The following is an 18,512-nucleotide window of genomic DNA, read 5'->3' as shown; positions in this document are numbered from 1 at the left end:
ATCAGAGGGCGGGCATGTCTCGTCGGTGGGGTTGTGTACGGCAGCCGGGGGTCCCGCGAGGTGCGGGATCCAGTGGCTACAAAGGAAAGAGTTACCCCATGGCACAGGGAACCGTTAAGTGGTTCAACGCTGAAAAGGGCTTCGGCTTCATCGCCCAGGACGGCGGCGGCCCCGACGTGTTCGTTCACTACTCCGCGATCGACTCCTCGGGCTACCGCTCGCTGGACGAGGCGCAGCGTGTGGAGTTCGAGGTCACCCAGGGCCCCAAGGGTCCGCAGGCTGACGCCGTTCGCCCCATCTGAGGACCGCAACCACACACCGGTCTTCGCGAAGCCCCTCACCGCCTGCGGTGGGGGGCTTCGCCGTTGCCGGTATGCCGCGTGCGTTGCGTGTGCGTGAGTGGTCGCCATGGCCACCACTCACGCAGACGCAACAGCGGGGTCAGCGGGCGAGCTCGGTGAGGAACGCCTTGGCGACGGGGGCCGCGACCGAGCCGCCGCTGCGGCCCTTCTCGACGAGGACCGCGAACGCGACGTCGCCCTGGTAGCCGATGAACCAGGCGTGGGTCTCCGGCGGGTTCTTGTCGCCGAACTCGGCGGTGCCGGACTTGCCGTGGACGGGTCCGCCGGGGACGTCCTTGACCGCCGTCCCCGAGCCACTGGTGACGACGCCGCGCATGAGTGACTGCAGCTGGGTCACGACCTTGGGGTCGAGCGGCTTCGGGGTGCGGTCGACGTCGTCGGCCGGCTTGGGCTCGGTGACCAGCGACGGGGGCACGGTCGAGCCGCGGGCGACGTTCGCGGCCAGCTGCGCGAGGGCCAGCGGCGACACGAGGTTGCGGCCCTGCCCGATCGAGGCGGAGGCCTTGTCGGTCTTGCCGTTGTTGGTCGGGACGCTGCCGTCGAAGGCGTTGGCGACGCCGAGCGCCTTGCCCCAGCCGGTGCCGATGCCGAGGGCCGTGGCGGCCTTGGCAAGGTCGTCGTCGCCGAGCTTGTCGGCCAGCTGGATGAATGCCGTGTTGCACGACTGCGCGAAGTCCTCGGCGAACGTCGGGTTGGTGATGGCGCCGCCCTCGAAGTTCTTGAAGGAGCGGCCGTCCACGGTGAGCGTCTTGGGGCAGCTCACCTGCGTCGTCGGCGTGACCTTGTTGCCGGTGAGGAGCGCGTACGTCGTGGCCACCTTGAACGCCGACCCCGGCGGGTAGCGGCCGGTGATCGCCCGGTCGAAGCCGAGCGCGGGGGAGTTGGCCGAAGCGAGGACGCCGCCGCTCTTGACGTCGACCGCCACCAGCGCCGACGGGATGTCCTTGGTGCCGGTCAGGGCCTTCTCGGCCGCGGCCTGCACGGTCGGGTCGAGTGTCGTCTGGACGTCCAAGCCGTCGACGGCGGCCTTCTCGAACATCGGGGTGCTGGGCCGGCCGCTCGACACGACCTTCACCCCCGCGGTGCCACCGAGGACGCTGTCGTACTGCCCCTGGAGGCCACTGGTGCCGGCGAAGTCGCCCACGGCATACCGGCCCTTGCCCTTGTCCACCATCTCGGCGTTCACCGGTCCGAACGAGCCGAGCAGCGGCTGGCCGAACGTGCGGGAGGAGGCGAGGGGCTGCTCGCGGGCGGGGTAGATGACGCCCTTGAGCGCGTCGAGCTTGTCGCGGCGGGCGTCGAAGTCGGCCTGGCGGTAGGTGATGACCGCGATCGGTGCCTTCGAGCCGGACTTCTGGGCGGCCTGGAGCTTGGCCACGAGGCTGCCCGCCGGTTCGTCGACGATCTTCTCCAGCGCGCGGGCGGTGTCGGCGTTCGCCCGGCCGGGGTCGAGCTGCACCGGGTAGACCTTGCCCATCGGCATGAGCGGTTTGCCCTTGAGGTCGAGCAGGTCGCCGCGCGTGCCCCAGGTGCGGGTGGCGGTGAGCTTGTCGCCCGGCTTGAGCTCCGGGTGCCACGGCGAGGCGTCGACAGGGGGGACTATGCGCCAGTCGCCGCTGTCGTCCAGTCGCGCCTTGACGGGGACGGTGTAGGTCCACGGCACGCCGCCGGCCAGCGTCCAGGTGACGCGGAAGGTGGACGACGCGCGGTCGCCTTCCCGGCTGACCGGCTCGGCCTTCACGGTGACCGGGGTGCTCTTGCCCAGGCCGGAGGTGACTGTGTCGAAGTCCGCCTGCCACTCGGCCGGACTGCGGTCGTTGCCCACGGCAGACTCGAATGTCACGTCGCCGAACGACCGCTTCTGCCAGCCCTTCGCGTATGCCGTGATGGCGGCTTGTGCGGCTTGGTCTGCCTTGCGCTGCCCCTGGTCGTACCACCACCAGCCGCCACCGGCCGCTGCCGCCACGACTGCGACGGCGACCACCGTCCCCACCACGGTTCGCTTCGTCATGTCCCACATCCAACCCCACGAGTCTGGGCACGAGTCTGGGCGCCCGGTGGACGGGTCACCGGGGGGACCGTCAAGGGGAACGGCGCACGCACGCCGATGGGGACGAACCGGACACTTCGCGCGTTGAGGCAACCAACGGCGCCGGTACGGCGTCGTTCAAGTAGTCCTCCTGTAGTAGTGCAAGTGGCCCGGGCACCCAGCCCGCGCCCGTACACTCCCGATGGCGATCCGTCGCCGACGTCCGCCTGCCCCGGCGGCCGCGATCTCCAGACCGCGTGATCCTGACCGCGTGACCCCCGACCGAAAGGCACCCGTGAGCGAGCCCACCATGCTGCGCCGCTCGGATCGACCCGCGGGGCAGCGGCGACACCCGTGGGTGCGCCGCGTGATCTTCGGGGTGTCAGCGGTGCTGGTCGTGGTGCTGGTGCTGGGCCTCGCGGCATACGTGAAGCTCAACGGCAACATCCACCGGGTCGACATCGCCACGGCCCTGGGCAACCGCCCGAGCCAGGTCGCCACCACGGATGCCCAGACCAACCTCAAGCCGCTCAACATCATGATCATCGGCTCGGACAGCCGCGCCGGCACCAACCTCGGCAAGCAGCAGACCGAGTACGGCGTCTACGGCGCCAGGTCCGACACGAACCTCATCGTGCACCTGTCGGCCGACCGCAAGTCCGCCATCGTGGTGTCGATCCCGCGCGACTCGATGACCAAGGCCCCGCGCAACTGCAAGAACCCCCAGGACACGGTCGCGAACGGCGTGATCCGCCAGTGGAACTCCAACTTCACCCAGGGCGGGGCGCCGTGCACGATCCGCACCTTCGAGGGCCTGACCAACATCTACATCGACCACTTCATCGAGGTCGACTTCCGCGGGTTCGAGAGCATGGTCAACGCGCTCGGCGGCGTCACCGTCTGCACGCCGGTGCCGATCGACGACGAGGACAGCCACCTGAAGTTGCCCGCCGGCCGCACCAAGGTCAACGGCAAGCAGGCCCTCGGCTACGTGCGGGTGCGCAAGACGATCGGTGACGGGTCCGACCTGGGCCGCATCGACAGGCAGCAGGCGTTCCTGTCCTCGGTGATCCAGGAGGCGACGAAGTCGTCGTTGCTGCTGCGTCCGGACAAGCTGTTCCGGTTCCTCAACGCCGCCACGGGCGCGATGACGACCGACAACGGGCTCGACGTCGGCACCATGACCGACATCGCGCAGAGCGTCGCCCGGATCGGCACCGACCAGATCCGGTTCGTGAAGCTGCCGACCGAGCCGTACCCGGCAGACCCGAACCGCGTTCAGTGGACCCCGGCCGCGGAGACGATCTGGTCCGCGATGCGTGAGGACAAGCCGTTGCCGGGCACCAAGGTCCCGTCGGGCACGACCACGGCCACGGCGTCGCCGACCACGACCGAGCCGGCGCTGACGGTGTCGCCGGACAAGGTGCGGGTGCGGGTCATCAACGACTCGGGCGTGCCGGGTCTGGCCAAGCAGGCCGCGGCCGCGCTGACAGTGCAGGGCTTCGGGGTCGACGGCTACATCACCGGCAGCGGCAAGCCGACCAAGGGTGTCGTCGTGCGGTACGGCCCCGGCAAGGCGGAGGCGGCGCGCACCGTCGCGGCGGCCTTCCCCGGCGCGCAGACCCGTGAGGACGAGCTGTTGGGTTCGACGCTGGAGCTGAGCATGGGGCTGGACTCGCCGCAGGCGGTCGAGGTGCCGAACCGTCTGGGCACCGAGCCGTTGCCGTCGCCGTCCGTGACCCCGACGGCGCCCGAGCCCAGCGCCACCACGACGATCAAGGCCCGGACCGCCAACCAGGACATCTGCAGCTGACGTCGTGGTCGCCGGTGGTGGCTCGGGTATGCCGCGTGGCCGGACTTTCGTGCCTGCTCGCCGCGGCGGCCGGGGCCGCTTTGCTCCGGTTGGCGTCGGCCGGATACCCTGTGCGGGCTCGGCTGCGGTGACGTGCCGGGCGTGGAGGCGTCGCCTAGTCCGGTCTATGGCGCCGCACTGCTAATGCGGTTTGGGTTAATCGCCCATCGAGGGTTCAAATCCCTCCGCCTCCGCCACACGAGGACGACCCCGACACGCTTTTCGTCGAGGTCGTCCTCGTGTATCGGGAATGGGGGATTTGTGGAGGAACCCCTCGGCGCGAAGCGCCCCGGTGTGACGGCTCCCTCCGCCTCCGCGCAGGCACCCAACCCAGCCGTTGGCGCTGGTACCTGTTGCCGGTCGCTCGGCACTGGGGTGGGTTTCGGGCTGCGGGTGCCGAGCGGTGGGCAACGAGTGGTGGGCGCCTGCGCGGCATACCCTGCGGGTCCCCATTCAGCTCGGCCCGCGTAACAGATCGGTCAAAACGCCTCCGCAACGCTGCCTGCCGCCCCATGCTGGCCGGGAACCACTGGAGGAGCCATGTCCGTCCCACCCGTCCCGCCGAACCCGTTCGCGCCGCCCGGCCCCGGGGGTCCCCCGGCCGCGTCGCAGCCAGCACAGGCGCCCTACCCCGCCAGCCCGGGCTGGGGCGGACAGACCCAGCCCATCTCGCAGTGGAACCAGCCCGCGCCCGCCGGCCAGCCGGCATACGTCGGGCAGCCGCCCCCGCGTGGTGGGCGAGGCCTCGCGATCACCGCGATCGTGCTGAGCTCGCTGGCCCTGCTCGGGGTCCTGGGGCTTGGCGGGTTCCTGGTGGTGGGGATGGTCAGCGGCGCCGGCATGCCGTACGCCCTGAACGGCTCGATCACGGTGGTGGACAAGGGCGTCCAGGGCCCTGACCTCGAGGCCGAGCTCCGGCGGATCGTCGAGGACGACGGCGGTTTCGTCGACCAGGTCGAGTGCCCGCAGCGCTCGCAGGTCGGTCAGGGTCTCGTCACGGTCTGCCACGGGAGCGTGGACGGCTACGACTGGACGGGCGTGGTCGTGTTCGAGGACGACGACGGCTCGTTCATCCTCACCGAGTACTGACCGGAGCCGTCGGGCGTCGCCACGCCCGGCCGGAAGATCCAGGACCTCATCGCAGCGAAGCGCAGCACCGTCGAGGCTGCGGTCGCCCCGGCGAGGACCGTCGTCGAGACGGCGGTCGACGGTGTGGCCACCACCCAGTGCAGCCCGGCGAGCGCCCCCGACGTCAGCGCCCACGTCAGTGCGAACACCGCCAGCCCCTGGGCCTGGTGCCGCGCCACGTCCTGCCGTCCGCGCACACCGAAGGTCCAGCTCCGGTTGAGGGCGGTGTTGACGAGGGTGGCGAGCAGGAGTGCGAGCAGGTTGGCGGCCTGCGCCGATCCGAGGGCCGGCTCGAGCAGGGCGAAGAGGCCGAGGTGCACGACCGTCGACACGGCGCCGACGACGGCGAACCGGCCGGCCTGCCGCAGGGTGGCCGCGGCCGAGCCGCTGGTGGGGGTATGCCGCCCGAGCCGGTCGGCGAGGTCGCTCACCGGGAGTGCCCCAGCGGCGAGTGACCGGCGCAGGCGCCGGATGCCGCGCAGGTCGTCGAGGGCCGTGCCGACGATGGCGACCCGGGAGTCGGGGTCGTCGTACCAGTCGACGGGCACCTCGTGGATCCGCAGCCGGCACCGCTCGGCGAGCACGAGCAGCTCGGTGTCGAAGAACCAGGTGTCGTCCTCGACGAGCGGCAACAGCTCGGCAGCGACGTCGGCCCGGATCGCCTTGAACCCGCACTGGGCATCGGTGAACCGCGCCCCCAGCAAGGCACGCAGCAGCAGGTTGTAGCCCCGCGAGATGACCTCGCGCCGCAGTCCGCGGACCACCCGCGACCCATGGGCCAGACGCGACCCGATGGCGAGGTCGGAGTGGCCGGACAGCAGTGGTGCCACCAGCGGCCACAGCGCGTCGAGGTCGGTGGACAGGTCGACGTCGACGTAGGCGACGACCTCGGCGTCGGAGGCAAGCCAGGCCCGGCGCAGGGCCCGCCCGCGCCCCTTCTCGGCGAGCTCGACCACCCGAACCCCCGGCAGCTCGGCCGCCACGGCCCTGGCCGTCGCCACCGTCGCGTCGGTGCTCGCGTTGTCGGCGACGGTGATCCGGAACGGGTAGGGGAAGGTGTGCGTGAGGTGGTCGTGCAGTCGCCGCACGCAGGCGGCCACCGTGTGCTGCTCGCAGTGGACGGGCACCACGACCTCGAGGACCGGGCCGGGTTCGGACGCTGCCGAGCTCATGTCGTCTGGGCCGTGCTGTCGGCGGCGGTGTCGCCGGTGGCGGACGTCGAGCCGAGTGGCTGGGTGAGGTCGTAGAACGTCTGGCTGCCGATCGTGACCTGGGTGAAGTTCGCCTGCACCCACTCGGAGATCTGCCCCGCAGTGCCCGCGCCGCCCATGCCGCCACCGAGTCCGCCGCGGCCACCACCCATGCCACCGCCGGCGACGAAGTAGTGGATGTCGCCGTCGGCGACGTACTGCTGGAACTGCGCCAGCGTCGGTGACGGGTCGCTGCCGTTGAACCCGCCGATCGCCATGACCGGCAACCCGCTGCCGAGCTGGAGGCCTGCGGCGTTCTGCGACCCGATCGCCGCGGCCACCCAGCGGTAGCTGGAGGAGTCGGCGGACAGTGCCGCGACGACCTCCGTGGACGGCGTCGAGGCGTCGAGCAGGCCGCCCATGCCGCCGCGCGGTGCGCCGGTGGTGCCGCCGGTGGTGCCCCCGGGGAGACCACCCGGGGCGCCGCCGGGGAAGCCGCCCTGCTGCATGCCGGGAGGCATGCCCTGTTGTCCCGCGCCGGCAGGGGGCCCGAACCCGCCCGGGCCACCACGCGGCATACCCCCGGGTCCTGCGCCGAGGGTCGCCGGGCCGGCGGTCACGATCGAGCCGGTGTGCGCCGTGCGCACGGTGTCGATGCTGTATGCCGCGGGGCCGGCGAGCGCGGCCACGACCGCCCCGGCGAGGGCGAGGGGCACGAAGCGCCGGTGCAGCTGGGTGATGACGAGCAGCGCGAGGGCGCTCGCCAGGCCGAGGACGAGGATCGACAGGCGCAGCACGCTGGTCCAGTCGGTGCGGGCCAACAGGACGCACGACCAGATGGCGGCTGCAGCCGTGGCGACGGCCAGCGCACCCCTGCCCACCAGGGAGCTGCGCCGTTCCCAGGCCTCGGCTGCACCCATCCCGACCAGAGCGGCCACGGCCGGTGCCAGGGCGACCGTGTAGTACTCGTGGAAGATGCCGGCCATGAACGAGAAGGTCACCAGGGTCACGAGGAGCCAACCGCCCCACACGACGTAGGCGGCGCGGCGGGTGTCGGTGCGTGGCGCGCGTCCCCGCAACCAGAGCCCGCCTGCCAGCAGAACGAGCGCCGAGGGAATGAGCCACGAGATCTGGCCACCGATGGTCGAGCTGAACATGCGGCCCAATCCGGTTGTGCCCCAGCCGTTTCCGCCGCCGACCGAGCCGGTCTCGTCACCACTCAACCGGCCCAGACCGTTGTAGCCGAACGTCACTGACAGGAAGGAGTTGTCCTGCGAGCCGCCGATGTAGGGCCGCATGCTCGCGGGGACGAGCTCCACGACCGCGACCCACCAGCCGGCGGAGAGGACCATCGCTGCCGATCCGAGCAGTGCGCCGGTGATGCGACGGCGCAGCGTGGTGTGCGCGAAGAGCAGATAGGCCAGGCCGAACGCCGGGACCACGAGCAGCACCTGGAGTGCCTTGGTGAGGAAGCCGAGACCGACGAGCACACCGACGAGGACGAACCACTTCGCCGAACCGAGCTCGATCGACCGCATCGTCGCCCACGCGCCGAGGGCCATGAGCAGGACGAGCAGGGCATCGGGGTTGTTGAACCGGAACATCAACACGGCCACCGGCGTCAGGGCCATGACCGCGCCGGCGAGCAGGCCTGCGGCGGCTCCGAAGTGGCGCTTGACGGCCGCGTACACCACACCGACGGTCGCGACTCCCATGAGCACCTCGGGGAGCAGGATGCTGAACGAGCTCAGCCCGAGCAGCCGCACCGACAGGGCCATGACCCACAGCGCCGCCGGCGGCTTGTCGACGGTGATCGAGTTCCCCGCGTCGGAGCTGCCGTAGAAGAACGCCTTCCAGTCGACGCTGCCCGCCTGCACGGCTGCGGAGTAGAAGGAGTTGGCGTAGCCGTTGGCGGTGAGGTTCCACAGGTAGAGCGCGGCGGTGGCGGCCAGCAGACCGAGCAGCGCCGGTCGGGCCCAGGCCGGGTCACCCACCGGACCGCGCCAGAAGCGGCCGAGCCGCGAGGTGGGCGGTACCTGGTCGGTCGGGTGCGGCCGGGTCGACGTGGCCGGTTCCTGTGCCGGGTCCATCGTCGACGCGGCCGGGCTGAAGGTCGTGGTGTCCATGCCAACCAGATTTCGCCGGTCGGCTGTGCTGTGGCTGTGCCGTTCCTGAGCCCGGCCGATGGGTCGAGGAAGGACTCAGTCGGCGGGGAGGATCACGGTGAACCGTGTGACTCCCGGCGTGCTCGACAGCTCGACCCGGCCGCCGTGCGAGGTGGTGACAGCTTCGACGATGGAAAGCCCGAGCCCGGTCGAGCCGGCTGCCCGGTTGCGTGAGTTGTCGCCCCGGGTGAACCGCTGGAACACATTGGGCCGCAACGCATCTGGTATGCCGGGTCCGTCGTCGACGACGGACAGGCGCACCCCTTCGTCCGCTCGCCGCAGCGAGGTGGTCACCCGAGTGCCCTCGGGAGTGTGGGCGCGCGCATTGGCTAGGAGGTTGGCGACCACCTGGTGCAGTCGAGCCTGGTCGCCCACGACCTCGACGGGCTCGTCGGGCAGGTCGAGGTGCCACGAGTGGGCGGGCGAGGCGGCGTGGGCGTCGCCGACGGCGTCGACCACGAGCCGGGTCAGGTCGACCGGTTGGCGCTCGAGTGGTCGGCCCGCGTCGAGGCGGGCGAGCAGCAGCAGGTCCTCGACCAGGCCCTGCATCCGCAGCGCCTCCGACTCGACCCGGCCGAGTGCATGGGTCACCGACGCCGGCACGGGGTCACGCTCGCGTCGTGACAGCTCGGCATACCCACGGATCGAGGCGAGCGGTGTGCGCAGCTCGTGCGAGGCATCGGCGACAAACTGACGCACCCGCTGTTCCGATTCGTGCCGAGCCCGCAGGGCCCCTTCGACGTTGTCGAGCAGCCCGTTGAGTGCCAGTCCCACCTGGCCGACCTCGGTGCGGGGGTCGGTGTCGGATGCCGGAACCCTTTGCGCGAGAGCGACGTCCCCCTCATCGAGCTTGAGCCGCGACACCTGCGTGGCGGTGTGGGCGACGCGGTCGAGCGGGGTGAGGTTGCGACGCACGAGCCACAGCCCGCCGACGGTGACGAGGACGAGTCCGATCGCGGTGCTGCTGGTGACGAGGGTGGCGTACTCGCCCACGGCATACGTGACGCCGCTCGTGGGCAGCCCGGCGATGACCGTGTCTCCGTCGGGCCGGCGCAGCGCGGCGAGCCGGTAGTCCCCCAGACCGGTGATGTCGACGGTTCGCGGCGTGCTGCCGAGGCTCGCCGCCTCGAGCTGGGCAACCTGGTCATCGGTCAGCGCCTCGACGCTGCGGTCGTGCTCGACCCGGCTGGTCACCGCGCCGTCGGAGAGGGTGAGCGTCAACGAGTCGCCACCACCGGGCAGCGGGCGCCCGGGGCCGCCTCCGCCGGGGCCGGGGCCGGCGCGATCGCCGGACGCGCGAAGGACGGCCGTCGTGACGTCCCGGTCGAGCTGGCCCGTCAGTGAGTTACGCAACAGCAGCACGGTGAGCGCGGCGGTGGCCACCGTGACCACGAGGAACAGCCCGACGACGACCGCCACCAGCTTCGTGCGCAACGACCACCGCGACGGACGCGCCAGGTCCCGGGCACCGGGGCCGTCGCTACGCGCGACGGCGGTCACGGTGCCGGCTTGAGCACGTAGCCGACGCCTCGCATGGTGTGGATCATGGGCTCGCGGCCGACGTCGATCTTCTTGCGGAGGTAGGAGATGTAGAGCTCGACGACGTTGGCCTGGCCGCCGAAGTCGTAGTTCCAGACGCGGTCGAGGATCTGGGCCTTGGACAGCACCCGCTTGGGGTTGCGCATGAGGTAGCGCAGCAGCTCGAACTCCGTTGCGGTGAGCTGGATCTGGTCGCCGCCGCGGGTCACCTCATGGCTGTCCTCGTCCATGGTCAGATCGCCGACGGCGAGCAGGGACGTGGACTCGCTGGCAACGACGGCGGTGCGCCGCATCAACGCCCGCAGCCGGGCCACCACCTCCTCGAGGCTGAACGGCTTGGTGACGTAGTCGTCGCCCCCCGCAGTGAGTCCGGCAACCCGGTCCTCCACCGCGTCCTTGGCGGTGAGGAACAGGACTGGGACGGTCGAGTTGTCGCCCCGCATGCGGCGCAGCACCTCCATCCCGTCGAAGTCCGGCAGCATCATGTCCAACGCCACCGCGTCCGGCTGGAACTCGCGGGCCATCCGCACCGCCTGCTGCCCGGTGCTCGCCGTGCGCACCTCCCAACCCTCGTAGCGCAGGGCCATCGACAACAGCTCGGTCAGGTTGTTCTCGTCGTCGACGACGAGAACCCGCACGGGGGAGCCATCGAGGCGCTGGAGCTTGGGCGACTGCTCGGTCTTCATGTCAGCCAGCGTGCCCTCCCTCCATGTGAGGCGCACGGGCGCGACCTGTGCGCACCCTGTGAAGCAACTGTGTCACTCCCACCGTGCGGCCACCACCGAGCCGCGCGCCGAGCCCTGCAGACCCAGCGCCCCGACACCCCGGGCACAGCGGCGCCACAGCCTGCGCGCCCATCGTCGTGACCATGACGACGAACTCCGTGAACACCTCAGTCCCGGCCACCGCCCCCGCGATCAACCCGCCGAGGTGGCCCGGCCGTAAGTCGGCCGTCGCCGCCGTGCGGGCGGTCATCCACCACCCGGTCTCGCGAATGACCAATGGGGTCAAGGACTTCAGCGCACTCCCGACGTGCGGTGGTGTGCGCCCGAGGTGACCCGAGAGGCTGTGCCCACGCACAGGTATGCCGCGTGGTCGGCGACCACGCGGCATACCCGTCCTTCATCGTGCGGAGAGGGTCAGCGGCGCATCACCTGGACCTCGCTCACCGCGACCGTGTTCGCACCGCTGTAGGCGGTCGCGCAGTCGGTCGCGTTGCCGGGGTCGTCGTCCTGCTCGCCGGCGAAGGCCGGCCCACCCTGGCACTGGTTCGTCACGATCTCGAACCGCACGTGCGTCGCCGCCGTCTGCGGGATCTCGAACGTGCGCATCTTCAGCTCCGGCGCCACCGGTCGCGGGGCGGCACCGGGGAAGGCGTCGGGCGCCGAGGTGAACGCGACCCGGAAGTCCGCGTCCTGGTTGCACAGGACCCGGCCCTTCGCGTCACACGTGGAGATCCGGAACTGGCGGATGTTCTGGAACCGGTTGACGCCCGGCTCCGGCAGACCGCTCACCTGCACCTTGCGGACGACCTGACGGCCACCGGCGAGGTCGATGGTGAACTTCTTCTGCTCCGCGGTCGGCTGTGCGACTGTGCTGGTGGTGGTGCCCTCGTCCCCGTCGATGAGGTCAGGGACGTCGGTGCCCGCTCCGGTGACAGTGCCGCCGGCCTGCGAGCTGGCGAGGTTGGTCACCATCTTCACCGGCATGTCGCGCGTCTGACCTGCGTTGCCGCTGAACGTGATTCGCGTCTGGGCGTAGCCCGGGGCGGTGGCGGTGTAGGTCTTCTCCCCGGCCGAGACGACGAACCGGTCGCCCGTCGCGCTGGCCGGGTCGGTGTCCGCGATCGCGGTCGACCGTGCCACGTACTCGCCGACGTAGAGCTTGGCCCCCGGGATCACTCGGCCGTCCTCGTCGACGGGGGTGAACCGGAGGGTCGAGTTGCCCTGGTAGGCGGATTCGAAGTTCGGCACCGGGTTGTCGTCGTTGGCGCTGGTCGAGGAGGCGTTGCGCCCCATGCCGCGGTCGGCGAAGGCGTTCCACATGATGTCCTGGTTGGCGCCGCCGAACCGCAGCAGGTCTGCGGCCAGCATCGCGTTGCGGGCGTCCAGCATCGACACCGAACCGCTGGGCATCAACAGCCACGCGTCGAACACCAGCTGCATCCAGCGCCGGTTGCCCGGGCAGGCCGTGGCGGCCGTCTTGCCCTCGGCGCAGCTGCGCTGGGTGGCTGCGTCACCGGCGCCGTAGCGGTTCATGAAGGCCGCGCGCACGTCGGTCTGCGTCGCTGTCCAGATCTCACCGTCAGCGTGCACCTGCGGACCTGTCAGGTCGTAGCCGACATTGCTGTAGTTGAGCGGGCTGTTGCTGGCGTTGTAGTTGCGAATCCCGCGCTGCGGGTTGCCCGTGACGTAGGCGCCCATCGGGATGTTGCTGCGGCCGGCCGGCTCGTAGCCCCACTCCTGGAGGTACTCGTTGGCCATGAGGTCCGACCAGCTCTCGCCCATCGCACCGGCCTGGAGGCCGGACAGGTTGTTGTTCGGTCCACCGGCCATGCGGTTGCTGATGCCGTGGCCGTACTCGTGCCCGATCACCGACATGTCGTAGTCGCCATCGACGCACGGTGCGTAGAACGAGCCGGCGATCGGCTGCCACAGGTACATGTTGCTGTAGCCGGGGATTCCGTCGGCGCGGGTGCCGAAGTTGGCGTTGTCGCGCGAACCCGACTGGGCACCGGACTGCGCGTAGCCGAGGACGGCGTCGTTGCCGAGCCCGCCCTTGCCGTAGTTGTCCTTCTGGAAGTTCCAGGCGGTCTCGGTGAAGCCGAGCCGGTAGGACCAGTCGTGCATCCGGTTGTGCATGCCGAACAGGTTGGCCGTGGCCGCGTCGATGTCGTTGCGCTCGGGGCTGTTGTAGACCGACGGGTTGCACTTCTGCTCGAACCACTGGTTGGTCCACGGGTAGGTGTAGTTGCGGTCCGACTTCGGCGTCGCGGGCACCGGGGTGCCGAAGCCGCGCCAGAGCTCGCCGCTGTAGGCGTTGTTGCCGCTGGTCGTCAGGGTGGACACGTCGAGGGCGGGGTCGATGTCCCACGCCTTCGGTGAGGCCGGGCTCTGCATCGTCTCGGCGCAACCTGCGGCGGCAGTCCAGCACCACTCGACCCGGGTGTCCGCCGAGCTGCCGTCCGTGGCCGGGGTGCCGGTGAAGACCTTCCAGCGCGGGTTGTCACTGTCGAAGTCGACCAGCGACTCGCGGGCGATCACCTCTCCGCTGCGCGCGTCGACGTAGACGGAGTATCCGCTGTCGTCGCCTTCCTGGGTGACGACCTGGTAGGCCGGCCGCGGCGCCTGGCCCGGCACGGGAATCGCGACCTGGGCGGCATACTGCTCACCGGTGAGGCCCTTGGCGGTGAGCCTCGTCCAGCTCGTGCCGGACCTCGACCGGTTCGACTCGCCCTTGCGCTTGACCTCCGTCGCCTTGGCTCCGACGTTGCTCGCCGCCTTCTGCAGGGCCTGCTCAGCGGTGAGGGCCGGTGCGGCCAACCGCTTGCTGCTCGCTCCGCCGGTCGGCGCGAGCGTGGAGTTCACGTAGCGGGCCGCTCCGTTCTCGACCGCCACGACGACGAGGCCGTCGATGCCCGCCGGCACGCCGCCGAAGGTCTGGCGCAGCATCACGACGTCGGCCTTGCCGATCTTGTTCGTCGTCACGAGCTCCATCGCGTCGACATCGGCCGCCGTGAGGCCGAACATCGCGGCCCGACCGGTGATGAAGTCGCGGGCGGCCCGCTCCGGGTCCTTGGCCAGGCCGGTGGCGAGCGGCGTCGTGCCGCTGGCCGAGATGCTCTCGACCGACCCGAACCGGTTCCAGGTCACCTCGCCACCGCTGGCGCGGGCGTTGGCGGCTTTGCTCGCTGCGGTCCGTTGCGTCGACGACGGCGACGCGGCGGCCGGCCGGTTGTCGATGTCCGGCAGCTGTCCGGACGGGTCGCCGGCGAAGGGTGAGCCCTTCTGGGTGGCGTCCTTGCCTCCCTGCGCGGCGGTGGCGGTCTGCCCCACCGTCGTGATGGCGACGGCCGCGGCGGCGATGACCCCGATCGCGGCGACGCGCCTGTTCCTCCTGTTGGACATGTCTCCTCCTTGTCCACAGCCGCCGCGGCGTTGCGGTTGCGCCGGACTCGGCGGCCACGATGCTTTCCAGCCAACCCAAAGAATGCGTGACGCAGGTCACGTCCGGGTCCGGACTTGGTCAAGGGTGGGTATGCCGCCCGTCGAGGGGCCCTGGACGCGTGCGGTCAGGCGCGAGCACCGCCGAGGCCGAGGACGACGGCCAGTCCCAGTGCGCTACGCGGGTCGTATGCCGTGCGCCAGAGACCGCCGTGGACGGCCTCGTCGGCCTCCGCGCGCCATGGCGTCTGCTCAGGGCGCGGCCCGGTGCGCAGGTCGTGGACCAGGAGGGCAGCCATGAGGGTGTTGCTCGTCGCCGGCTCGAAGACCTCGATCCCGAACCGGTGCGCCCCGGCATACGCGCTCGCCAGCGCGCGGTTCTTGATGACCGAGCGGGTGCGGGTGGGCGGTGCGACATTGAGCGAGACCGGTATGCCGTCGCGTGCGGCGGTGGTGGCGCGCCACCGCTGGAGCCGCTTGGCGAGGGCGTAGTTGGGTCCCTGCTGTGGGACCAGGCTGTCGTTGACACCGGGTGCTGACCCCGGGGCGTAGTTGCGCTGGAGCAGCCGCCCGCCGCTCAGGCCTCGTAGCGCGGGGCGCGCCAATCGCATCGTGGCAGAAGGGGACCGGTAGTTGCGCGTGGACTGCTCGACCGCCTCGGTCGGCACCGCGAACACGTCGGTCGGCGTGGCGAGGAAGGCAAGCGCGACCTCGTCCGGTCGCCTCCGCAGCAGCTCGACGCTGAGCGCGTCGACCGCGGTGGCGACGCGCACGTTCGTCGCCCCGTCGGCATACACGTAGTTGCCGAGCACGAGGCGCCCCTCGATCCCGGTGAGCCAGTCCGCGATGGCCGGCAGTCCGTGGAGCAGGTCGGCGCCGGCACGTGCGGCGAGATCGCCTCCGGCGCCGCCACCCGTCTGCACCGGCACGTGCAGGGTGCCCGCTGACGACCGGGCCACGTTGGTGACTCGTCGCCAGATGTCGGCGCGCGGGAGGTCGACTCCGACCACCTCCCCGCCCCACGAGAGGACGGCGCGCAGCGGGCCCATCTCGGCTCCGGCGCCGAGCACGACGAGCCGCCGGTCGCTCAGGTCGAGCCAGGCGGGGTTGGCCATGACGGTGCGGACAGCCTCGGCCGCGGAGGGCTCCATGACCCCTGCGGCGGTCCAGCGGTCGAGCTGGCGGTGCAGGTCGTCGCCACGCAAGCGATTGCCGTGCACCGGAATGCTGAGCTCGGTGGCGCGCTCGCCCTCGCCGCGCACCGTCGCCGTCTCCAAGGGTGCGTCGGCGGAGCCGGAGGCGAACACGTCGCCCAGCGGCACCTCCTCACTCTTCGCTCCCGTCGCGCGCATCCGCTCGTGCAAAGAGGCCAGGCCGTCGCGGGCAATCGTGGCCGCCGCCTCTCCGTCGTCGAGCAGCCCGGCCTCGACCATCCGGCGGAAGTGTGCGAGGTAGCCCTGCCGCCAGTTGGTCTCCCGCTCGGCCGCCCGCGCGCCGACCGGGTCGACCTGGCGCAGCGCATCCGCCACCACAGCCCGCCCGAGGGCCGAGGTGGAGCGCTTGCCGTCTACCTCGGGAAAGATCACGCCGCTGGGCTGAGATCCGATGCTCGCCATGTGCGTGAGTATGCCGTGCGCGGTTCAGCGGGTACCTCGGCCTCGACACGCGACTGGGGGCGCAGGGGTGACGTATCCGTCACTCCTGCGCCCCCAAATGTCGTGAGGTCACTCCGCGCCGAGGCGAGCCTTCAGGCCGTCGAGCTCGACCCGCAGCTGGGTCGGCAGCGTGTCGCCGAACTTGGCGAACCACTCCTCGATCTGCGGGATCTCGGCCTTCCACTCCTCGACGTCGACCTCGAGCGCGGCCTCGACCTGCTCGGGCGTCATGTCCAGCCCGTCGGTGTCGAGCGACTCCGGCGTCGGCACGTGACCGATGGGGGTCTCGACCGCGGCGGCCTTGCCCTCGATGCGCTCGATGGCCCACTTGAGGACACGGCTGTTCTCGCCGAAGCCGGGCCACAGGAAGTCGCCCTCGTCGTCGCGACGGAACCAGTTGACGTAGAAGATCTTCGGCAGCTTGGTGGCGTCGGCGTCCTTGCCCACGTTGATCCAGTGCTGGAAGTAGTCGCCGGCGTTGTAGCCGATGAAGGGCAGCATCGCCATCGGGTCGCGGCGCACGACACCGACCTCGCCGGTCGCGGCGGCGGTGGTCTCGGACGACAGGGTCGCGCCCATGAACGTGCCGTGCACCCAGTCGCGCGACTCGGTCACCAGCGGGACGGTCGTCTTGCGGCGACCGCCGAAGAAGATCGCCGAGATCGGCACACCCTTGGGGTCGTAGTACTCCTCGGCGAGGATGTCGCACTGCTCGATCGGGGTGCAGTAGCGGCTGTTGGGGTGGCTCGACAGCTCGTCGGACTCAGGCGTCCAGTCCTGCTTCTTCCACGAGGTGGCGTGGGCCGGGGTGTTCTCCAGGCCCTCCCACCAGACGTCGTCGTCGTCGGTGAGCGCGACGTTGGTGAAGACCGAGTTGCCCTTGTTGATGGTCTTCATCGCGTTGGGGTTTGTGTGCTCGTTGGTGCCGGGGGCGACGCCGAAGAAGCCGAACTCGGGGTTCACGGCATACAGCCGGCCGTCCTCACCGAAGCGCATCCAGGCGATGTCGTCGCCGAGGGTCTCGACCTTCCAGCCGGGGACGGTCGGCGCGAGCATCGCGAGGTTGGTCTTGCCACAGGCGCTCGGGAAGGCCGCGGCGATGTAGTAGACCTGCTGCTCCGGCGAGATGAGCTTGAGGATGAGCATGTGCTCGGCGAGCCAGCCCTCGTCGCGCGCCATGACGCTGGCGATGCGCAGCGAGTAGCACTTCTTGCCCAGCAGGGCGTTGCCGCCGTAGCCGGAGCCGTAGGACCAGATGGTGCGCTCCTCGGGGAACTGCACGATGTACTTCTCGGGGTTGCACGGCCACGGGACGTCCTCCTGGCCCTCGGCCAGTGGCGCACCGACGGAGTGCAGTGCAGGGACGTAGTTGGCCTTGTCGCCCAGCTCCTCGATGCGGCGCAGCACGTTGACGCCGCAGCGGGCCATGACGCGCATCGACGCGACGACGTACTCGGAGTCGGTGATCTCGACGCCGAACATGGGGTTTTCGGCGTTGAGGTGGCCCATGACGAACGGGATGACGTACATCGTGCGGCCCTTCATGCACCCCTTGTAGAGGCCGCGCATGAGGTCCTTCATCTCGTTCGGGTCCATCCAGTTGTTGGTGGGCCCGGCGTCCTTCTCGTCCACGGAGCAGATGAAGGTGCGGTCCTCGACCCGGGCGACGTCGGACGGGTCGGATGCGGCGTAGAAGCTGTTGGGCTTCTTGGACTCGTCGAGGCGGATGAACGTCCCCGCCTCGACCAGCTTGTCGGTGAGTCGGGTCCACTCGGCGTCGGAGCCGGTCACCCACTCGATGCGGTCGGGGGTGGTCATTGCTGCCACCTCGTCCACCCAGGCCTGGAGGCCGGCGTGGGTCGTGCCCCCTGCCCGCTCGTCGGTCTGCGTCGCCTCGGTCGTCATCTCTCGGCCGTCCCTTTCGCCCGCGGGCTCTCGCCCCCGCGGATCAGTGAGGTGGCGCCCACGCGACGGCCCGGTGGTTCGAGCCGGGTGTCCACATGGTGGGCGCCGGGTGATCTGCCCAAGGTACGCCGGGCTACGCGTGGGTAGGTACCACCGACGGTGGACCGTTCCGGTGAAACAACTCACAACCAATGACCGAAACACGCAAAACTGTCGCCTTCTTGCAGGGCTTGCAAGAAGGCGGCCGATCGGGTCGCGTGAGTGATGAGCGGCAGGTATGCCGCGTGGCCGGCTGCGCTGGTCCCGGCTCCTCGTGACTGCGCAGGCACACCGATTTCGTGCGGGAGGGGGTGTGCCGGTAGTCTTTCCCGTCGTTGCTCCGTGCGCAGTCCCACAAGGACGTCGGCCCGGGGCGACATCTGCGCCCGTAGCTCAACGGATAGAGCATCTGACTACGGATCAGAAGGTTAGGGGTTCGAATCCCTTCGGGCGCGCTCTGTGTTGAGACAGAACGATCGGGCCCT

12 protein-coding genes and 2 tRNA genes are annotated in these 18,512 nt (G+C 70.5%); 6 read left to right on the top strand and 8 right to left on the bottom strand.

Annotation, left to right across the window (positions count from 1 at the left end; translation table 11 throughout):
* Positions 1-98: 98 nt before the first annotated feature.
* Positions 99-302 carry a cold-shock protein gene (locus HJG52_RS14930; protein WP_056915917.1) on the top strand — a complete coding sequence of 68 codons (204 nt, stop codon included), beginning with the start codon at positions 99-101 and terminating at the stop codon, positions 300-302.
* 139 nt (positions 303-441) lie between these two features.
* On the opposite strand, the gene HJG52_RS14925 is transcribed toward HJG52_RS14930, so the two are convergent.
* Positions 442-2,373, bottom strand: coding sequence for a penicillin-binding transpeptidase domain-containing protein (locus HJG52_RS14925; RefSeq protein ID WP_171244407.1), 1,932 nt, complete (start codon positions 2,371-2,373; stop codon positions 442-444).
* Between the two features lie 289 nt (positions 2,374-2,662).
* On the opposite strand from HJG52_RS14925, the gene HJG52_RS14920 reads away from it, so the two are divergent.
* The 3 genes from HJG52_RS14920 to HJG52_RS14910 all read left to right on the top strand — a co-directional run bounded on the left by HJG52_RS14920 (position 2,663) and on the right by HJG52_RS14910 (position 5,332).
* On the top strand, positions 2,663-4,204 hold the full coding sequence (locus HJG52_RS14920) for an LCP family protein (RefSeq protein ID WP_346767761.1): 1,542 nt from the start codon (positions 2,663-2,665) through the stop codon (positions 4,202-4,204).
* Between the two features lie 143 nt (positions 4,205-4,347).
* Positions 4,348-4,440, top strand: a tRNA-Ser gene (locus HJG52_RS14915).
* A 343-nt stretch (positions 4,441-4,783) separates the two neighbouring features.
* Complete coding sequence (locus HJG52_RS14910) at positions 4,784-5,332, top strand: hypothetical protein (protein WP_171244406.1); 549 nt, start codon at positions 4,784-4,786, stop codon at positions 5,330-5,332.
* On the opposite strand, the gene HJG52_RS14905 is transcribed toward HJG52_RS14910, so the two are convergent.
* From HJG52_RS14905 to HJG52_RS14890, 4 genes are all read right to left on the bottom strand, one after another.
* Positions 5,266-6,543: a glycosyltransferase gene (locus HJG52_RS14905; protein ID WP_171244405.1), complete on the bottom strand. Its 1,278-nt coding sequence runs from the start codon at positions 6,541-6,543 to the stop codon at positions 5,266-5,268. The two genes, HJG52_RS14910 and HJG52_RS14905, sit on opposite strands and share 67 nt — an antisense overlap.
* Entirely contained in the window at positions 6,540-8,687 is a 2,148-nt protein-coding gene (locus HJG52_RS14900) for an ArnT family glycosyltransferase (protein WP_171244404.1), read from the bottom strand. Before HJG52_RS14900 ends, HJG52_RS14905 begins: the two co-directional genes overlap by 4 nt.
* A gap of 75 nt (positions 8,688-8,762) precedes the next feature.
* The gene (locus HJG52_RS14895; RefSeq protein ID WP_171244403.1) at positions 8,763-10,226 is read right to left on the bottom strand and encodes an ATP-binding protein; all 1,464 of its coding nucleotides are present in this window, start codon (positions 10,224-10,226) and stop codon (positions 8,763-8,765) included.
* On the bottom strand, positions 10,223-10,951 hold the full coding sequence (locus HJG52_RS14890; protein ID WP_171244402.1) for a response regulator transcription factor: 729 nt from the start codon (positions 10,949-10,951) through the stop codon (positions 10,223-10,225). The genes HJG52_RS14895 and HJG52_RS14890 overlap by 4 nt, the downstream gene beginning before the upstream one ends.
* A gap of 182 nt (positions 10,952-11,133) precedes the next feature.
* Between HJG52_RS14890 and HJG52_RS14885 the strand changes: the two genes are divergently transcribed.
* Complete coding sequence (locus HJG52_RS14885; protein WP_171244401.1) at positions 11,134-11,322, top strand: hypothetical protein; 189 nt, start codon at positions 11,134-11,136, stop codon at positions 11,320-11,322.
* An 82-nt stretch (positions 11,323-11,404) separates the two neighbouring features.
* Here the strand turns inward: HJG52_RS14885 and HJG52_RS14880 are convergent, their stop codons facing one another.
* The 3 genes from HJG52_RS14880 to HJG52_RS14870 all read right to left on the bottom strand — a co-directional run bounded on the left by HJG52_RS14880 (position 11,405) and on the right by HJG52_RS14870 (position 17,988).
* Complete coding sequence (locus HJG52_RS14880; protein ID WP_171244400.1) at positions 11,405-14,392, bottom strand: M36 family metallopeptidase; 2,988 nt, start codon at positions 14,390-14,392, stop codon at positions 11,405-11,407.
* Positions 14,393-14,556: 164 nt separating this feature from the next.
* Complete coding sequence (locus HJG52_RS14875; protein WP_171244399.1) at positions 14,557-16,044, bottom strand: hypothetical protein; 1,488 nt, start codon at positions 16,042-16,044, stop codon at positions 14,557-14,559.
* 108 nt (positions 16,045-16,152) lie between these two features.
* Positions 16,153-17,988, bottom strand: a complete 1,836-nt coding sequence (locus HJG52_RS14870; RefSeq protein ID WP_171244398.1) for a phosphoenolpyruvate carboxykinase (GTP) — start codon at positions 17,986-17,988, stop codon at positions 16,153-16,155.
* 421 nt (positions 17,989-18,409) lie between these two features.
* On the opposite strand from HJG52_RS14870, the gene HJG52_RS14865 reads away from it, so the two are divergent.
* Positions 18,410-18,482, top strand: a tRNA-Arg gene (locus HJG52_RS14865).
* Positions 18,483-18,512: the final 30 nt, after the last annotated feature.

Origin of the sequence: Knoellia koreensis (assembly GCF_013041615.1) — a bacterium.
Lineage (GTDB): Bacteria > Actinomycetota > Actinomycetes > Actinomycetales > Dermatophilaceae > Pedococcus > Pedococcus koreensis.
The sequence above is the reverse complement of the archived record's forward strand: the minus strand, read 5'-3'. Positions and strand labels throughout refer to the sequence as shown.